Raw genomic sequence first — 17807 nt, 5'->3', positions numbered from 1 at the left:
GCATGGATGTGCAGACAACACTCATCTTGGCTGCGGCAGGGTTGACACTCACTCTCGCTGGCGCGCTGGGCGGCTTGGCGCGCACGAGGGCGCCGCTATCGTGGCACGCGCATCTGCCGTGGAACGGCATCGCCTTTGCCGGCGTGGCCGGAGCGTTGCTTGCTGCGGTGCATTTGTTCAATCTGCTGCGGGTGTGAGGAACGGCGCAGCGATATCGGGGCGGACCCGGGCCAGCCGTCCCGTCGCCTTGTCGATCAGCGCCCACGTGGTGACGGCCTTCACCCTGATGCCGCCTCCGGGGCCGGCGATTTCGACGGTGCGATCAAAGCGCGCGCCCTTGGGTTCCCCCACCCAGGTGGTGAGGCCGAGCGTTTCGCCCTTCAGTGTTTGGCGCAAATAATCGATCTCGTGCCGGGTCACGACCCACACGTAGGCATCGCGGTGTTCGGGCGGAGCAACCGCGCTCCAGTGCGCGGTCGCCGCATCCTGAATCCAGCGCAGGTAAACCGCGTTGTTGACGTGCCCCAGTTCATCGATGTCGGCGGCCTGCGCGGTCACCGCCATCGTGAAGCTGCGCCGGTCAGCGGGCGGGGGCATCACCGATCCCGAACTGGTTGAGGATGAAGGCATATTCCTCCGCCAGTTCTTCCAGCGCCGCAAAGCGCCCGGATTTGCCGCCGTGGCCGGCGCCCATGTTGGTCTTGAACACCAGGATGTTGCTGTCGGTCTTCACGTCGCGCAGCTTGGCCACCCACTTTGCCGGTTCCCAATAGGTGACGCGCGGATCGTTCAATCCGGCAGTGACCATCAGCGGCGGATAGGCCTGGGCCTTGACTTGATCGTAGGGCGAATACGACCGCAACAATTCAAAATCGGCCTTGGACGTGACCGGGTTGCCCCATTCCGGCCACTCGCCCGGCGTGAGCGGCAAGCTTTCATCGAGCATCGTGTTCAGCACATCGACGAACGGCACGTGCGCCACCACGGCGCGGAACTGTTCGGGTGCCTGGTTGACGATCGCACCCATCAATTCGCCGCCGGCCGAACCGCCGCTGGCCGAGATCATTCCCGGCGCCGCCCAGCCAGCTTTGACCAAGCCCTTGGCGGCATCGACGAAATCGTTGAACGTGTTGGTGCGCTTGGCCAGCTTGCCATCCAGATACCATTGATAGCCCAGATCATCGCCGCCGCGAATCTGGGCGATGGCAAAGGCCATGCCGCGGTCGAGCAGGCTCAGCCGGTTGGCCGAAAAACCCGGCATGGTCGGGATGCCGTAAGCGCCGTAGGCATAAAGATGCAGCTTGCCGGCGCCGTCGGGCTTGAAGCCCTTTTTATAAACGATGGCCACCGGCACCTTGACGCCGTCACGCGCCGTCACAAAAATGCGCTGGCTTTCATACTGGCTGGCATCATAGCCCGATGGCACCTGCTGCACCTTGCGGGTGACAAGTTTGCCAGCCTTGACGTCGTAATCATAAACGGTGGCCGGAGTGACCATGGAAGCATAGCCCACCCGCAGCAGCGGCGCATCCGGCTCGGCATTGCTGCCGATGCTGGCGGTGTAGGCAGCTTCGGTGAAGGGCAGTGCCGTCTCGCTGCCGTCGTCCTTGCGCAACACGATCCGGTCCAGCCCCTCGCGGCGGCCCTGGATGGCCAGATACGAGGTGAAGGCGGCGATGCCGGTGATGTAGTCGCGGTCCGAACCGGCGATCACCGTCGTCCACGCGGCGGGCTTGGCGATGCTGGCGGCGGCGACGCGGAAATTGACGTGATCATCGTTGGTGCGGATGAACAATTTGTCCCCGCGCACGTCCACCTCATAGGTCACCCCAGCCTGCCGGCGCCGCACCAGCAGCAGCGGTGCGGTGGGGTTGGCGGCGGGCACCAGCCGCACTTCGCTCGTCACATAGTCCGACGTGCCGATGATCAGCCACTTGCCGTCCTGGCTCTTGTCGACCGATACGCCAAAGCCCTTGTCTTCGGTTTCCTCATAGATCACCCGGTCTTCGCCGGACTGGCCCAGCACGTGCAGACGCGCCTTGATGCGCCGCCAGTTGTCGTTGACCTCGGTCCAGACAATGGCCGTGGAATCCGCGCTCCATTCGATGCCGCCGACACTCACCTTGGTGACGGTCTCGATATCCTTGCCCGTAGCGATATCGCGGATGCGGATGGTGAAGCGTTCGCTGCCATCGGTGTCGACGCTGTAGGCGATCAGCCGGCCATCGGGGCTGACATTCTGCGCGCCGAGCCGGAAATAATCATGGCCCTTGGCCAGTTCGGGTTCGGACAGCACCAGCTGTTCGGCGCTGCCGCCTTTGGGCCGCCGCACCCAGGTGCGATACTGGTCGCCCGTCTTGAACTGCCACCAATATTCATAGGCGCCGTCGGGTACCGGCACCGAGGCGTCATCCTGCTGCACCCGGCCTTTCAGCTCGTCGTAAAGCCTGTCCTTGAAGCCGGCGATGGGGGCCATCTGCGTTCCGAAATACGCATTCTCGGCCTTGAGATAGGCCAGCACATCGGCATCATCGACCTTGGGGTAACCGGGATCCTTCAGCCAGTTGTACGGGTCTTCCACGGTAATGCCGTGGTGGGTGAAACTGTGCGGGCGCTTGGCGGCGATAGGGGGCTGCATCTGGGCGGTGGCTCCGGTGATGGGAAGGAGAATGGCGAGTGCGGCCACAAGACAGCGCATCAATCAGGTTCCTGTGCTTGAGGCGCGGGGGCAGAGCGCCTATCTGAAGTGGCACTGATAAAGGGAAGAACGTCCATGTCCACCATCGCCTCACGCCTTGCGGCATTGCGCGCCGAACTGGCCGCGCAAGGACTTGCCGGCTTTGCCGTGCCGCTCACCGACGAGCACATGAGCGAATATGTTGGCGAATATGCCCAGCGGCTGGCGTGGATCAGCGGCTTTGGCGGATCGGCAGGCAGCGCGGTGGTAATGGGAACCCACGCGGCGATGTTTACCGATGGCCGCTATACCGTGCAGGTGCGCAGCCAAGTTCCGGGCGATGTGTTTTCATACGAAGACGTGCCCAAAACCAGCCCGGCGCAGTGGCTGGGCGAACACGCGCAGGCCGGGCAGCGCATCGGTTATGATCCGTGGCTGCACACTGCCGCATGGGCCAAGCAGGCCGCCGCGCAGTTGACCGCGCGCGCAGCCGAATTGGTGGCGGTGACCCGCAATCCCATCGACGCGGTGTGGGCCGATCGCCCCGCCCCGTCGCTGGCGCCGCTGGAGGTGCATGATTTGCCCTTCGCCGGCCGCGCCCATTGCGGCAAGCGCGCCGAAGTGGCGGCGTGGCTGGCGGAAAAAGGCGCCGATGTGGTGGTGATCGCTGCGCTCGATTCGATTGCCTGGCTGCTCAACATCCGCGGCCGCGATGTGGCGCGCACGCCGGTGGCGCTGGCATTCGCGATTGCTCACAAGGATGGCAGCGTCGATCTGTTCACGGCGCTGGAAAAAATCACCCCGGCGGTGCTTGCGCATTTGGGCGCCGATGTGCGCTGCCAGCCCCGCGACGGGTTCCAGGCGGCGCTGAAGGCCATGGCGGGCAAGACGGTAGTGGTCGATCCGCAAAGCTGCGTCGCCGCCATTTTCGAAGCACTCACTGCCGGCGGCGCCCGCATCATCGAAGCGCGTGATCCGACCGTGCTGCCACGCGCCGTCAAGAACCCGGTGGAAATCGCCGGCACCATCGCCGCCCACGTGCGCGACGGCGCGGCGCTGACGCGGTTTCTGGCCTGGTTCGACGGTGAAGCCCCCAAGGGCGAGCTGGACGAACTGTCCGCCGCGGAACGCCTGCGCCAGTTCCGCGCCGAGACCAACAGCCTGGAAGATTTGTCGTTCGACACCATCTCCGCCGCTGGGCCCAATGCAGCGCTGCCGCATTACCGGGTGAGCACGGAAACCAACCTGCCGATCCGCAATGACAGCATCTATCTGGTCGATTCGGGCGGGCAATACCGCGACGGCACCACCGACGTAACCCGCACGCTGGTGGTGGGCACGCCGACTCCGGAGATGCAGGACCGGTTCACTCGCGTGCTCAAGGGCCATATTGCGTTGGCCCGCGCCATCTTCCCGGCGGGCACCAAGGGCGTGCAACTTGATGCGCTGGCCCGCCAGCATCTGTGGGCGGCCGGGCTGGATTACAACCACGGAACCGGGCACGGCGTGGGCAGCTATCTTTCGGTACACGAAGGCCCGCAGCGTATTGCGGCGGCGTGGTCGGCCCAGCCCGGCAACGATGAACCGCTGCAGCCGGGGATGATCCTGTCCAACGAGCCGGGCTATTACAAGCGGGGCGAATACGGCATCCGCATCGAAAATCTCATGCTGGTGGAAACGCTGCATGCCGACGGCGCCGAGCGCGCGATCATGGGCTTCAAGGAGCTGACCCTGGCTCCGATCGACCGCCGGCTGGTGGATGTGGGCCTGCTCACCGCCGACGAGCGCGGCTGGTGGAACGCTTACCACGCCCGCGTCGCGACTGAAATCGGCCCGCTGCTCGTTGATGCAGGCGAACAGGCATGGCTGGAACAGGCCTGCGCGCCGCTCTGATCGCCTGCGTCACCCTTCGCCTTCGCAGGCGCCGCCAACCGTGGTATTTGCCGGTTAACTAACGATCAGGAGCACATTTATGCTGAAGCACATCACCCTCGCCGCCGCCGCACTGACAGCCCTCGTTGCCGCCTCGCCAGCGCCGCAGAGCCTGTATCAATTCAATCTGAAGACCATCGACGGCAAGCCGATGCCGATGGCGCAGTACAAGGGCAAGGTCGTGCTGCTGGTCAACACGGCGTCGATGTGCGGATACACTCCGCAATACGAAGGCCTGCAGGCGCTGCACGAAAGCTACAAGGCCAAGGGTTTCACCGTGGTCGGCGTGCCGTCGGGCGATTTCGGCGGCCAGGAATATGGCAGCAATGCCGAAGTGAAGCAGTTCTGCGAAAGCAAGTTCGGCATCAAGTTCCCGATGACCGAAAAGGCCGTGGTCAAGGGGCCAAAAGCGATCCCGGTGTACAAGTGGGCCGCATCCACGCTGGGCGATGCCAACACCCCGCAGTGGAATTTCCACAAATATCTGGTTGGCAAGGATGGCAAGCTGATCGCCGCTTTTGGCAGCAAGACCACGCCGACGTCGCCTGAAATGACGGCGGCGGTGGCCAAGGCGCTGGCCCAGAAGGGCTGATCGGCGAGCCTAATCGGGTTTCGCTGCGGGGCCCTGGGGTTGGCTGCGCGAAAGGTCGCCTGCATTATCTGGCGGATGCTGATCCGCAAGTGGATCAGCGCGGTCACCCAGCCCCTTTCGTTTGCGCAGATTGGCACGCAGGGCTGCGGCCAGCCGGTCCGCACGCGCCTTGGCCTGGGCTTGGGTTTCTTTGGTCATATTCACTGCATAGCCGATCCCGCGGCAGGCGTCAGTGCTTGACAGGGGGATAGCCCTTGGCCATAGGGCCGCTTCCCGCATCCGTGCGGGCCATTCGGGGCCGTGCTGCCGTAGCTCAGTGGTAGAGCGCATCCTTGGTAAGGCTGAGGTCGGGAGTTCAATCCTCCCCGGCAGCACCACCCCCGAACTTTGGCCCCGAATTCTGGCCCCGAACTTTGGCCCAGAATTCCGTCCCCCAAACTTTGGCCCCGAACATTGGCCCCAGGCATTGGCGCTGCTTCTGCTGCCATCCCTCCCCTGTTCTGCTGGGCTGACAAGCCCATGCGTCTGTCCTACACCCTTGGTAATCAAGGGAGACGGGAATGAAGTCGATACTCACCGCGCTTTTGCTGGCCGTCACAACCTCCGCTGCCGCGCAAGACTATCAGCGCCCCAGCGTGCCCGGCTTGCGTGACCGGGCCGCAGCCCACGACCGGCTGGTGAAGGCGCGTCTGGATCAGGTAGTGCCAAAAATCATGCGCGAAGTGGGCGTGGACATGTGGATCCTCGTCGCATCCGAATATAACGAAGACCCGGTGGTCAAGACGATGCTGCCCGCCACCTGGGCTTCGGCCCGGCGGCGCATGGTGCTGATTTTCCACGATCGCGGGCCGGAAAAGGGCGTCGAGCGGCTGGCCGTGTCGCGGTACCCGGTGGGCGATCTGTTCCCGGCGGCGTGGGACCCGGAAGCCCAGCCCGATCAATGGGCGCGGGTGGCGCAGCTGGTCGCGGAGCGCAATCCCAAGCGCATCGGCATCAACATCAGCCCCGATTTCGCGCTGGCCAACGGGCTTTCCGCCGGCGAGCATCAGCAACTGGTGAAGGCCATCGGCCCGCTCGCCAGCCGGCTGGAAAGCCAGGAACGGCTTGCACTTGGCGTGCTGGAAACCCGCACCCCCGAAGACATGGCGGTTTACAACGGCATCATGCGCGTGGCCCACGCGCTGATCCCCGAAGGCCTGTCGGAAAAGGTGATCACCCCGGGCGTGACAACCACGCAGGACGTGGTGTGGTGGTACCGCGAGCGGCTGGCCGATCTGCGCCAGGATGCCTGGTGCCAGCCTTCAGTGACGGTGCAGCGCGCCAACAGCCCCGGCATCACCCCTGGCCGGCAAACGTTGCCCGACAACCCGGTGATCCTGCCCGGCGATCTGTTGCACGTCGATTTCTGTGCCGGCATGCTGGGCCTCAAAACCGATACGCAGCAACTGGCCTACGTGCTGCGCCCCGGCGAAAGCGACGCGCCGGCTGGCCTGAAGGCCGGCATGGCAGCAGCAAACAAGGTGCAGGATGCGCTGACCAGCAGCTTCAAGACCAGCATTACCGGCAATGAAGCGCTTATGGCGGCGCGGGCAAAGGCCATCGCGGCCGGAACCAACCCGATCATCTACACCCACAGCATCGGCCTGCACGGCCACGGCGCCGGGCCATGGATTGGCGCGTGGGACAATCAGAACCCCACGCCCGGCCGCGGCGAATATCGCATCTATGCCGATACCGCCTGGTCGATTGAACTCGCCGCGCTGGCACGCGTGCCGGAATGGGGCAATGCCGAAGTGCGCTTCCCGCTGGAGGTGGACGGGTTCTGGAACGGCAGTTCGTTCCGCTGGATCGATGGCCGGCAAACACAGTTGCTGCTGATCCCGCGGGCGGGAAGGTAAAATTGGGGCGTGCCGCAAGCTTTTACTTGCCCACCGGCACGCCCAGCCATTCCTGCCGAATCAAGCTCACCGGGACCATGCCAAAACTGCCGAAGCGGTCATAAAAGCCCTTCACCGAAAACGCCGCGCCTTCCTTTTCGGCGAGTTCGGCGAACAATTGTTCCACCTGCGCCTTGCCGGTGATGTAGCTGGCGCCGTACCCCGCCTGCCGCAAATAGAGCGATTGTTCAAAGCCGAGCAGCGGCAGATCGGGGCTCATCCAGCCGTTGGGAGTGCGCGCCACCTGCATCGCCATCGCGGCTTTCAGATCGATCATGTTGGCCTGGGCATACAGCGACGCCAGCCCGCGCGCGGCGCGCTGGGCCTGCATGATCCACACCACTTCGCGTTCCCGCGGGTTGATATCGAACAAGCCGGCATCCAGCATCATTGCTTCCATCGCCGTGGCGTTGCCTTCGGCGCGGCTGATCCAGATATTGTACAGCAGCGGCCCGCGCCGGATCGGTGACGGGTGCGGGCGCACCTGCGTTTCGGCCAGATCCCACCAATGATAGAAATGCGCGAACAGGCTGTTGGGCGCGCGGCCTTGAGCGATGGCGAAGAAATTCTGCTTTTCCGCCGGCACCCACTTGCCGATGCGCTTGGCCAATTCGGGCTTCATGTAGGGCTGGATGGTCGCCACCCCGGCGGTGTCCATGAAGCCGATGAAGTGATCGATGGCGGCCAGGCTCTTGGCGTCCCATTCGGCCTGATTTGCCGGGCTGGTCAGAACGGGAAGTGTCTTGTGGTTGTTTTCCTCCAACCGCAGGCCGGCATGGGCGCGGGCCAGTTCGCGGCTGAGGATCGCGACCTCTTGTTCCCACGTGTAAGGCGAAAGCTGGACGTGCTTGAGATACCAGCTGTACGCCTCGACGCCGACGCCGGACGGCCCGGTTTTCTGCGGTGCCTGCGCTTTCACCCAGACGATGAAATCCCGCGTGCTGGCCAGCGCTTCGGCAACACGGCGTTCGAGCAGCCTGTGCCCCTTCACCTGCGCCGCCAGCGCCGCCAGCCCCTCTTCCTGTTCGCCCAACGTGATGAGGCCGGCGTTCCACAGATCGGCAGCATTGCCGGTGAGATTGCCGCGCGCCTGGGCCAGCAGCGGCGGGATGTGCGCCAGTTCGCCTGCCAGCCGCGCCGCATCGGGCTTCGACAGCGGAAAACTGTAGCGCCAAAGTTCGATTGGCGCGGCGTGAACGGGGCCTTCGTGATCGGGCGTGTCGCTTTGTGCCGTCCAAAGCGAAACATACCAGGCCGGATCGCGCTGCCACGGCTTTGCCACGTCCAGATCGAATTTCAGGCCGTTCATTTCAGCCTGCACCAATTGCCAGTCCACCTTGTCAGCCGCGCTCCAGCCGGCCGTATCGGTGGCGATCAGCCGCGCCTGCAAACCTGGCAAAGCCTGCGCGCGCGCCGCGACGGCAGGCGGCGTGTAATCCGGCGCCACCGTTCCCGAACCGGCCGGCCCGGCCTGAAAGCGCCGCCAATCGGCAAACAACGCGTGCAGATCGGCCGGGGCGCTGGCAAACGCCGGCGCTGCCATCAGCAAAACAAGGGCAAACAACAGGCGCAGCATTGGCGGCCTTCCTTCTTCAGAACCGGCTGGAAACGCCCACATAGGCCACCAGATCCGGCGTATCGCGAGTGAGACCGATGTTGGCGCCAATGTCCAGTTGCAGCACCGGGTTCGCCAACCAGGCCAGCGACACATCATAACTGTACTGGCGCACGCTGCCGGCGGGATCGAAATCCCGGCTGGCCCAGATTTCGTTGTACAGCGTGAAGACTCCGAACTGGCGGGCGATATTCACCAGCCCGGTCAGCCCGGCGTGATGGCCGCGCCCGTCGGCATCGGCCAGCACATCAAGCTGCGGCCCCAGCGTGACCGTCCAGCCGCCCGGCACGCTGATATTCACCGGCACGGCGATGCCGCCTTCGACGCGGGCGTTGCCGACGCCGGCCCGCGCAGTGGGCAGTTTGACGAACGGCAGCAGCGCCAGCTGGAACGCGCCGTCACTGGCGGTCAACCGCTGCTTGAACCGCACCCTGAGATCGCCCACGCCCGCTGCTGTCGTCACCTTTCCGGCGGCATCGCGGCTGCGCACCCGCGTGTAGGGCACCCAGTTCAGTTGAATGTCGCTGCGGCTGGTCAGGCCGAATTTGAGGGTGGGATTGCTGAACAACAGTTGATCGGTACGCGCAGCCCCGGCCCGCGTGCTGATCCAGGCCAAGGCATCGGCCTCGATCTGCACCAAGCCCTTGGGCACGGTGCAGGCGAAATTGGATTTGGTGGGGCGATCGGTGCAGATCGGCGCATCGGCGGTGGATGCGGTGGGCACCGGCTGGGCCGCCGCCGGCAGCGCCAGCAGCACAGCCAAGCGGGCCAGCAGCCTGATCATGGTTGCAACCCTGTTTCCCTGGCCAGCCAGCGCGCGGCCTGCGCCGGGCTGCGCTTGCCCGTGGGGCGATCGGCCTGCCAGTTGGCAACGCGCATCGCATCCACCGGAATGCGGCCTTCATAGCGTGCCAGCCGGCGCACCAGATCATCACGGCCCGGTGCCACCAGCAGCATCGCATCATAGGCCGGCAGCGCGCTGCGATCATCAGTGAGCAGCACAATATCCGCCCCCGCCAGCGCGCCATCGCTGCTGTAGGCGGTGATCACGTCGGCGGCGCCGTCGTTAAGGGCGGCCGCCATCAAAACTGGCGTGAACGGCCGGATCGAAGCGAATTCAAGGCCGTAACTGCGCCGCAGCCCCGCCCATTCGCTGCGTGACTGGAACTCCAAATCGGTGGCCAGCCGCAGCCGGCGCGACACGCGCGCCAGGTCGGAAATGGTCCGCACCCCCAGCCGCTGGGCGTCGGCGCGCCGCATCGCCAGCGCATAGGCATTTTCAAAGCCCAGCCGCGCCGCCACCGTCACGCCGTACCGCGACTTGAGCTGCTGCGTGATGATCCGCAACATCTCGGCGCGCGGCACCACGTCGGTGCGCCCAAGCGCCTGGGTCCACAAGGTGCCGCTGTAATCGATGGCAATATCGATGCCGCCCGCCGCCAGGCTTTGGAAAGCGATGCCCGAACCGAGGCCGGATCGCACGCCCGTGGGCTGGCCGGCGGCACGCAGATCGGCCGCGATCAGTTCGGCCAGGATATATTGTTCGGAAAACGTCTTGGTGCCGATCAAAACCGGGCGCGCGGCGGTGGCCGGGCGGCTGTGCAGCCACCAGCCGGCCACGCCGACACCCAGCAGCGCCAGCAGCACCAGGCCCTTGGCTGCCGGAGCCCAACGCCGCTGCGCGATGCCGGCCTGGCACCACCCCAGCGCGCCATCGACGACCAAGGCCAGCGCCGCCGCCGCCACACAGCCCAGCAGCACCTGCCGCCAATCCTGCAATTGCAGCCCGGCAAAGATCAAATCGCCCAGGCTTTCCTGCCCGACCATGGTGGCCAGCGTGGCGGCGCCGATGGTCCACACCGCCGCCGTGCGCACGCCGCCCATCCCCACCGGCGCCGCAAACGACAGTTCGACATGGAACAGGCGCTGGCTGGCGCTCATGCCGATGGCGCGGGCGGCATCGCGCACGCTGTCGGGCACAGCGGCCAGCCCGCCCGCCCCGCCGCGCATCAGCGGCAGCAGCGCATACAGCGCCAGCGCCAGCAGCGACGGCAGCAGCCCCAGCGACGGCACCGGCAGCCCGGTGACGTTGCGCAGCAGCACCAGCAGCGGGAAGAACAACGCCAACAGCGCCAGCGCCGGCACGGTCTGCACCACGCTGGCCAGGCCCATCACCGTGCGCCGCAGCAGCGGCCGGCCCGGCATCAGCAGCACCAGCGGGGTCGCCACCAGCAATGCCAGCGCCAACGCTGCGGCGCTGATCGCCAGATGCGCCGCCAGTGCCGACGGCAGGGTTTCCCAGCCAGCGATCATCCGGCGGGCCCCATACCCGCCAGCGCCCGCGCCTGCGCCAGCGGAGTCGCTACCAACGCCTGCACGGCGGGATGCGGATTGGCTGCCACCACGGCCGGCGGCCCGCACACCGCGATGCGGCCGGCATCCAGCACCACCATCACATCGGCGCGCAGCAGCGCATCGGCCAGATCGTGGGTAACCAGCAGCGTGGTCAGCCCCTGCGCCCGGTGCAGCGCCAGCAGGCGGGTCCCAAGCTCGTCGCGGGTATCGGGATCAAGCGCGCCAAACGGTTCATCGAGCAACAGCAGCCGCGGGCTGGCCGCCAGCGCCCGCGCCAGCCCTACCCGGCTGGCCTGCCCGCCCGACAATTCGCCCGGAAAGCGCCCCGCCAGATGCAGCGGCAATTCCAGCATGGCCATCAGTTCGGCAGCCCGTGCCATGCGCTGTGGTTTGGGCCAGCCCAGCAGCCATGGCACGGCCGCGATGTTGTCGGCCACCGTCCAGTGCGGAAACAGCCCGCCGCCCTGCACCGCATAGCCGATACCGCGCCGCAGCGGCTGCGGATCAAGCCCGGCAATGGCGGCGCCGTGCACCTCGATGTGCCCGGCATCGGGTTGCAGCATCCGGTTGATCAAACGCAGCAAGCTGGATTTGCCCGCCCCCGAAGCGCCGACCAGCGCCACGAATTGCCCCTGCGGCACGGCCAGATCAATGCCGGCCAGCACCGGGCGGCCGCCAAGCGCCAAGGTGACGCCATACATGTTGAGGGCCGGGGCCAGTTCCGGGGCCAGTTCCGGGGCCAGTTCCGGGGTCAGTTCCGGGGCCAGTTCTGGCGGCGGTGGGGGCGGAGGCCCGGCGGGAGGTCGGGCAGCCATCGCCGGTCTGTGTGGCACGGCGCGGCGATGGCTGCCACTCCCCAATTGCAGGCGCGCCCTTGTGCTTGGCGCGCCGTCATCAAAAGGCCACTGGTCATGGCATTTGCGGCCGGCTACCAGCGGCAACCATGCAGGGTCCTCTCCGTCTGATCGCCGCGCTTGCCGCCGGCGCCATTACCGCACTGGCCTTTGCGCCGCTGAACCTGTGGCCACTGGGCCTCGTTGGCCTGATGGTGCTGGTGCATCTGGTGACCGGCGCCGCGCGCGCACGGCAGGCGGCGCTGCACGGCTGGCTGTTTGGCACCGGCATGTTCGCAGTGTCGCTGAACTGGATCGCCACGGCTTTCACCTTCCAGGCCAAGATGCCGGCACAACTTGGCTGGGCCGCGGTGATCGGCCTGTCGCTGTTTCTGGCGCTGTATGTGGCGCTGCCGGCCGGGCTGGCGGCGCGTCTGGCCACAAAGCCGGGGGCAAGGGCGCTGTGGTTGCTGGCGCTGTGGCCGCTGGCGGAATGGCTGCGCGGCACCGTGCTCACCGGGTTTGCGTGGAATCCGGCGGGGGCGATCTGGCTGGAAACGCCGGTGGCGCAGATGGCATCGGTGGTGGGCGGCACCGGGCTTTCGATGCTGGCGCTGGCGTGCGCGGCGGCGCTGCTGTGGCTGGCGCGCGGGGCCGGCTGGTGGCGGATTGCCGGCGCCGGAGTGCTGGCCAGCACCGGCGCACTCGCCCTGTTGGGCAGCAGCATGATCAGCGAAAACGATTTCATCGGCACACCGCTGGTGATCGTGCAGCCCGGCATCGGGCAGGGCGAGCGCTATGACGCGGGCGCCGCCGAACGACATCTCGCGGCCTATATCAGGCTGACCCGCGCCGGGCTGAACGAAGCAGCGCAAGCCGGGCGGCCGGTGCTGGAGAATGCCGAACTGGCGCGCCGCGCCCTCGCCGAAATTGAAGGCGTCGTCTCGCCGCTGCCGCCCAGCGCCGAACGCGTGACCGGCGAGATGCGCAACCAGATCGCCCCCGGATTGTCTGCGCCAACACCCGAACAGGCCGGCGGCGGCGCGGCGCTGTTGCCGCGCAAGCCCACGCTGATCCTGTGGCCTGAAGGCGCCATCGACGATCTGGTGGAAATCGATCCCGCAGCGCTGGCCCGCATTTCACAGTCCATCGGCAGCGGCGATCTGCTGCTGGCCGGCGGCACCGGCGTGCGCCGCTTGGCCGATGGCAGCACGCGCTATGCCAACAGCCTGTTTGCCATTTCGGGCAGTGGTGGCGCAAACGGGGGCCGCATCGTTGCCCGCTTCGACAAGGCGCATCTGGTGCCGCTGGGCGAATATGTGCCGTGGCGCGAATGGCTGGAACCACTGGGCATTGCCCGGCTGGTGCCCGGCGATTTCGATTTTGCTGCCGGCCCCGGGCCGCGCACCCTGGCGCTGCCGGGCTTTTCCAGTGTGTCGCCGATGATCTGTTACGAAATCGCCTTCCCGCAGGCAGTGGCCGATCGCGGCAACCGGCCGGGCTGGATCGCCAACGTTTCGAACGATGCGTGGTTCGGCGCGTGGGGGCCGCCGCAGCACCTGGCCCAATCCCGGCTGCGCGCCATCGAGGAACGCCTGCCCGTTGCCCGCGCCACCCCCACCGGGATCAGCGCGGTGATCGATGGCTTTGGCCGGGTGCGCGCCTCGCTGGCCCAAGGCGAAACCGGCACCATCGTCACCAGCCTGCCGCCTCCGCAACCCGAAAGCCTGTTCGCGCGGCTGGGCCTGTATCCGGTGGCAGTGTTGGCGGCGCTGATCGCGCTGGCCGCGCTGCTGGTGGAACGCCGCCGGCCACTGCCGCCGCCGCGGCCGATGCGCACCATCACGGTGTGAAACCGAACGGTTAATGATATAAAGATGTCGTTATGCGACTTGCACGGGCAGGCCGCCGTGGGTATGACAATGCGTCCCATCACGTCGAGAGCCCCCTTGCCATGACTCGCACCAGCTTCATCTTCACGTCGGAATCGGTTTCCGAAGGCCATCCCGACAAGGTGGCAGACCAGATTTCCGATGCCGTCGTCGATCTGTTCCTCACCAAGGATGCCGAAGCCCGCGTCGCCTGCGAAACACTCACCACCACCAACCGGGTTGTGCTGGCCGGTGAAGTGCGCGGCCGCGGCATGATCGATGTTGACGGCAATTGGGAGCCGGGCGCGCAGGAAGAAATCCAGCACGCCGTGCGCGAAACCGTAAGGCGCATCGGTTACGAACAATCAGGCTTCCACTGGCAGAACCTGACCTTTGAAAACCACCTGCACCCGCAATCATCCGACATCGCGCAAGGCGTCGATGCCAGCGGCAACAAGGACGAAGGCGCCGGCGACCAGGGCATCATGTTTGGTTACGCCACCGATGAAACCCCGGATCTGATGCCGGCCACGCTGTATTATTCGCACAATATCCTCGCCCGGATGGCCGCCGATCGCCACAGCGGCGTCGCCCCGTTCCTTCAGCCTGATGCGAAAAGCCAGGTGACCCTGCGTTATGAGAACGAATTGCCGGTGGCCGCCGTGGCCATCGTGGTTTCCACTCAGCACGCAGCCGATTATTGCAAGCCATGGGAAAAGGACGGCGCGAGCGGCGGTGACGACGCCAAGTTCGCGCAGCTGCAAGATTATGTGATGGGCGTGCTGCATGATGTGCTGCCGGCCGGTTTCATCACCGCCGATACCGTGGTTCACCTCAATCCCACCGGCAAGTTCGAAATTGGCGGCCCTGATGGCGATGCCGGCGTGACGGGGCGCAAGATCATCGTCGATACCTATGGCGGCGCGGCCCCCCACGGCGGCGGCGCCTTCAGCGGCAAGGACCCGACCAAGGTTGATCGTTCGGCCGCCTACGTGTGCCGCTATCTCGCCAAGAACATCGTCGCGGCCGGCCTGGCCAAGCGCTGCACCATCCAGCTGAGCTATGCCATCGGCGTGGCCGCGCCGCTGTCGATCCACGTCGATCTGCACGGCACCGGTACCGTGGCCGAAGCTGCTGTCGAAGCCGTGCTGGCGGATGCCGGCGAGTTGGGCTTTGCCCTCACACCGCGCGGCATCCGCACGCAATTGGGCCTCAACCGCCCGATTTACCAGCGTTCGGCCGCTTATGGCCATTTCGGCCGCGCGCCGGATGCCGATGGCGGTTTCAGCTGGGAAAAGACCGACCTCGCCCCAGCACTGACGGGCGCCTTGAAGGCAGCACTCTAAGGCGTTGCTCTAAATGGGGCGGGGCGGTTCAGGCCACCCCGTCCAGATATTCGATCTCGGGCTTGCCGGCCAGGCAGGCACCAAGGCCCGGGCCGGCAGCCTTGAAATGGTCGCTGGCGCCGTGGGCTTTCAATGCATCGCCATCGGCATAAACTTCCAGCACCTTGTACAGGAGCGGGTCCGCCTTGGAGCGGGTGAGCTGGTAACAGATATTACCCGGCTCCTGCGCGCGCACCGCGGCCGAAAGGGTGCGGAACACCGCTTCGAAATCCGCGGCCTTGCCGTCCTGGATCTTCAGTGTTGCGATCACGCCGATCATGCTCAATCTCCCGTTCTGTGTGGCCGGCGAAACTGGCCCAGCCCTGCCCGCCCGCCTAGCTGGCGAAATGATGGACGCCGCGCGCATCCGTGATAACATTTTCCCTGTTCACTGGGGGGGGGAACGGACGATCATGGCGACACGAGCAGCAACAGCACACGACTGGCTGGGCACCCAGGCGCGCATCACTGCGGTGATGGCGGCTCCGGTGGCGGCGATGGCGGCCGACTGGCTCATCGCGGGAACGCCGCTGGGCGCCGCGCTTTATGCCGCCGTGGTTGCCGGAACGCCCGGCGCGGCGATCGACGGAAACGCCTTCGGCAACCCGCCGCCGGGCCTGTAGGGGGAAATACATGCGCGTATTATTGATGGCGGCGGGGCTCGCCAGTGCAGCCGCCGCCCAGGCCGCGGGGTTTCGCACCGTGCCAGCCGAAGCGGTCCAGTGGCGGCCGGTGCCAAACGGTCACGGCGCCCAAAGCGCGCTGATTGCCGGCAATCCATCGCAGCCCGGCACCTATGTTATCCGGGTGAAATTCCCGCCGCACGTGATGGATCGGCCGCATTATCACAGCCGTGATCGCCATGTGACGGTGCTGCAAGGCCGCTGGTTTGCTGGCACCGGGCCGGATTTCGCGCCCGACAAGGCCAACGCGCTGCATGCCGGCAGTTACATGTTCCACCCCGCCGGCGGCGTGCACTGGGATGGTTCAAACAGCGACGACACAGTGATCGTGCAGATCATCGGCGAAGGGCCGGTGACATCCGCCGATGCCGATCCCAGCCTGCCAGGCTGGGTGAAATTGCCCGGCTAAAGCTTGTCGAGCGAGGGCGCCAGCGGCAGGCTGGCAGCTTCGTCCTCGATCTTTTTCAGGCCGCGCGTGAACAGCAGGCGATCGGCGCCCTTGAAACCGAAACGCCAGATGATGAAGCCATAAGTGCCCAGGATCGCGAAAAAGCCGATCGACAGCTGGATGGGTTCAGGTGTGCGCAGCGCCAGCAGGCCCACGCCAAAGGCCGGGATGCCAGCAAGCAGCAGCGACGGCCGCCAGCCCGATACCTTGTGGCCCAGCCGCGCCTGCAACAGCCGCGATTTGCCCACCGATTGCAGCAGGGCGGCAATTGCCAGCGCCAGCGCCGCACCAACGCCCCCGCCAAATGGACCGTCCATCGGCACCAGCACCAGAGAGAGCCCCGCCTGCACAATCAGCCCGACCAAGGACCACACCAGATTGGCGCCGCGCGCCACATAGATCAGCCCGCCTTCGGCCACCGCGGCCTGCGCCGCAAACAATTCGACCGTGAGCAGCGCCGCCAGCACTGCCACCCCGGCGGCAAAGATCGGACCGAACAGGCCCATGATGGCCTGGCCGGGGATGCCCAGTGCCAGCACCACCCCCAATTGCGCCGCCGCGACCCAGAAACTGATCTGCCGGACATGGCCGGCCGCCTTTGCCATGTTGCCAGCAGCGATATTGCGGGTGAGCACCGGGCCAAGGATGGGATCGAAGCTGGATTTCAGCCGCTGCGGCAGCGAGGCGATCTGCTGCGCGACAAAATAGATCCCCACGACTTCGGCCGAGGCAAAACGGCCAAGAATGAAGATGTCCAGCCGGCGCGCGCCCCACTCGGCGATATCGGCGCCGGCCAGCGGCACGTTGATTTTCACCAGCCGCCACACCCGCAGCGGATCGAAACGCCAGCCGCGAGGCCAGCCAAAGCGCCGAAATGCCGGAGGCAAGGCCGCAAAAAAGGCGGCCGCCATCGACAACAGATAGGCGATCAACATGCCGTCGCTTTTCCAGGCGGTGAAGGCCAGCGCCAGCGCGGCGATCGACAGCACCCAAGGCTCGATGATCGATCGCGCCCGCACCTGCGCGCCAATATCATGGTGGAACGCCAGGCCGGCCAGCGCGATATCGGCCAGTGCGATGAACGGGATGATCAGCGCAAACCAGCGATCGAGCGAATGCAGCTGGGTGGCCGGAAACACCAGCTGCGGCAGCGCCACCAGCAGCGCCGTGCCGATCAGGGAGGCGATCAGCCCGGCCAGCAGCGCATCGATCAACGCACCGGCTTCGTCGTGCGGGCGGCGCGTCATGTCTTCGGCAAGGCCGCGCTTCAGGCCCAGCGTGGCCAGCATCGCCACCAGTTCGACAACCATGGTGGCATAGGCAAAGCGGCCCAGCGCTTCGGCGCCGTACAGCCGGCCAGCGATGAACAGGAAGGGAAAGCGCGCCGCCAACCGCAACAGATAGCCAACGAAACTGGTGCGGCCACCCTTTACCAAAGCGGCGGTTTCCGCCGCGTCTCCGCGGCGCTGGGCTGCGGTT

General features: G+C 66.1%; 17 protein-coding genes and 1 tRNA gene. 10 read left to right on the top strand and 8 right to left on the bottom strand.

What is annotated here, in order from left to right; genetic code table 11:
* The first annotated feature begins 2 nt into the window (after positions 1-2).
* Complete coding sequence (locus ACESL8_RS05305) at positions 3-197, top strand: hypothetical protein (protein ID WP_372916589.1); 195 nt, start codon at positions 3-5, stop codon at positions 195-197.
* Here ACESL8_RS05305 and ACESL8_RS05300 read toward each other — a convergent pair.
* Both ACESL8_RS05300 and ACESL8_RS05295 read right to left on the bottom strand, forming a co-directional pair.
* Complete coding sequence (locus ACESL8_RS05300; protein ID WP_372916588.1) at positions 178-597, bottom strand: acyl-CoA thioesterase; 420 nt, start codon at positions 595-597, stop codon at positions 178-180. The genes ACESL8_RS05305 and ACESL8_RS05300 overlap by 20 nt on opposite strands.
* Positions 581-2638 carry a S9 family peptidase gene (locus ACESL8_RS05295; RefSeq protein ID WP_372916627.1) on the bottom strand — a complete coding sequence of 686 codons (2058 nt, stop codon included), beginning with the start codon at positions 2636-2638 and terminating at the stop codon, positions 581-583. The genes ACESL8_RS05300 and ACESL8_RS05295 overlap by 17 nt, the downstream gene beginning before the upstream one ends.
* A gap of 135 nt (positions 2639-2773) precedes the next feature.
* Here ACESL8_RS05295 and ACESL8_RS05290 point away from each other — a divergent pair, with 135 nt between their 5' ends.
* The 5 genes from ACESL8_RS05290 (at position 2774) to ACESL8_RS05270 (ending at position 7099) form a co-directional block, all read left to right on the top strand.
* Positions 2774-4570, top strand: coding sequence for a M24 family metallopeptidase (locus tag ACESL8_RS05290; RefSeq protein WP_372916587.1), 1797 nt, complete (start codon positions 2774-2776; stop codon positions 4568-4570).
* Between the two features lie 79 nt (positions 4571-4649).
* Complete coding sequence (locus ACESL8_RS05285; protein ID WP_372916586.1) at positions 4650-5201, top strand: glutathione peroxidase; 552 nt, start codon at positions 4650-4652, stop codon at positions 5199-5201.
* 75 nt (positions 5202-5276) lie between these two features.
* Complete coding sequence (locus ACESL8_RS05280) at positions 5277-5441, top strand: hypothetical protein (RefSeq protein ID WP_372916585.1); 165 nt, start codon at positions 5277-5279, stop codon at positions 5439-5441.
* A 62-nt stretch (positions 5442-5503) separates the two neighbouring features.
* Positions 5504-5578, top strand: a tRNA-Thr gene (locus ACESL8_RS05275).
* Between the two features lie 183 nt (positions 5579-5761).
* Positions 5762-7099 (top strand): Xaa-Pro aminopeptidase, encoded by a 1338-nt coding sequence (locus ACESL8_RS05270; protein WP_372916584.1) that lies wholly within the window; start codon positions 5762-5764, stop codon positions 7097-7099.
* A 22-nt stretch (positions 7100-7121) separates the two neighbouring features.
* Here ACESL8_RS05270 and ACESL8_RS05265 read toward each other — a convergent pair whose 3' ends face one another.
* Genes ACESL8_RS05265 through ACESL8_RS05250 form a run of 4 tightly spaced genes read right to left on the bottom strand, consistent with a single transcriptional unit; the run spans position 7122 to position 11923 of the window.
* Entirely contained in the window at positions 7122-8714 is a 1593-nt protein-coding gene (locus ACESL8_RS05265; protein WP_372916583.1) for a hypothetical protein, read from the bottom strand.
* A 16-nt stretch (positions 8715-8730) separates the two neighbouring features.
* Positions 8731-9537, bottom strand: a complete 807-nt coding sequence (locus tag ACESL8_RS05260; protein WP_372916582.1) for a transporter — start codon at positions 9535-9537, stop codon at positions 8731-8733.
* Complete coding sequence (locus tag ACESL8_RS05255) at positions 9534-11066, bottom strand: ABC transporter permease/substrate-binding protein (protein WP_372916581.1); 1533 nt, start codon at positions 11064-11066, stop codon at positions 9534-9536. The genes ACESL8_RS05260 and ACESL8_RS05255 overlap by 4 nt, the downstream gene beginning before the upstream one ends.
* Entirely contained in the window at positions 11063-11923 is an 861-nt protein-coding gene (locus ACESL8_RS05250; protein ID WP_372916580.1) for an ATP-binding cassette domain-containing protein, read from the bottom strand. Before ACESL8_RS05250 ends, ACESL8_RS05255 begins: the two co-directional genes overlap by 4 nt.
* Positions 11924-12051: 128 nt before the next feature.
* Between ACESL8_RS05250 and lnt the strand changes: the two genes are divergently transcribed.
* The gene (lnt, locus tag ACESL8_RS05245; protein ID WP_372916579.1) at positions 12052-13794 is read left to right on the top strand and encodes an apolipoprotein N-acyltransferase; all 1743 of its coding nucleotides are present in this window, start codon (positions 12052-12054) and stop codon (positions 13792-13794) included.
* A gap of 101 nt (positions 13795-13895) precedes the next feature.
* Entirely contained in the window at positions 13896-15158 is a 1263-nt protein-coding gene (gene metK / locus ACESL8_RS05240) for a methionine adenosyltransferase (protein ID WP_372916578.1), read from the top strand.
* Between the two features lie 28 nt (positions 15159-15186).
* Here the strand turns inward: metK and ACESL8_RS05235 are convergent, their stop codons facing one another.
* The gene (locus ACESL8_RS05235) at positions 15187-15477 is read right to left on the bottom strand and encodes a putative quinol monooxygenase (RefSeq protein WP_372916577.1); all 291 of its coding nucleotides are present in this window, start codon (positions 15475-15477) and stop codon (positions 15187-15189) included.
* Here ACESL8_RS05235 and ACESL8_RS05230 point away from each other — a divergent pair.
* A complete protein-coding gene (locus ACESL8_RS05230; RefSeq protein ID WP_372916576.1) occupies positions 15476-15820 on the top strand; it encodes a hypothetical protein in 345 nt (114 codons plus the stop codon). The genes ACESL8_RS05235 and ACESL8_RS05230 overlap by 2 nt on opposite strands.
* Before the next feature lie 10 nt (positions 15821-15830).
* Positions 15831-16289 carry a cupin domain-containing protein gene (locus tag ACESL8_RS05225; protein ID WP_372916575.1) on the top strand — a complete coding sequence of 153 codons (459 nt, stop codon included), beginning with the start codon at positions 15831-15833 and terminating at the stop codon, positions 16287-16289.
* Here the strand turns inward: ACESL8_RS05225 and ACESL8_RS05220 are convergent.
* Entirely contained in the window at positions 16286-17764 is a 1479-nt protein-coding gene (locus ACESL8_RS05220) for a lipopolysaccharide biosynthesis protein (RefSeq protein WP_372916625.1), read from the bottom strand. The two genes, ACESL8_RS05225 and ACESL8_RS05220, sit on opposite strands and share 4 nt — an antisense overlap.
* Positions 17765-17807 lie beyond the last annotated feature (43 nt).

The organism is Sandarakinorhabdus sp. (genome assembly GCF_041689835.1).
Classification (GTDB): domain Bacteria; phylum Pseudomonadota; class Alphaproteobacteria; order Sphingomonadales; family Sphingomonadaceae; genus Sandarakinorhabdus.
Note: the sequence above shows the minus strand (reverse complement) of the source record. Positions and strands in the feature narration are given on the sequence as shown.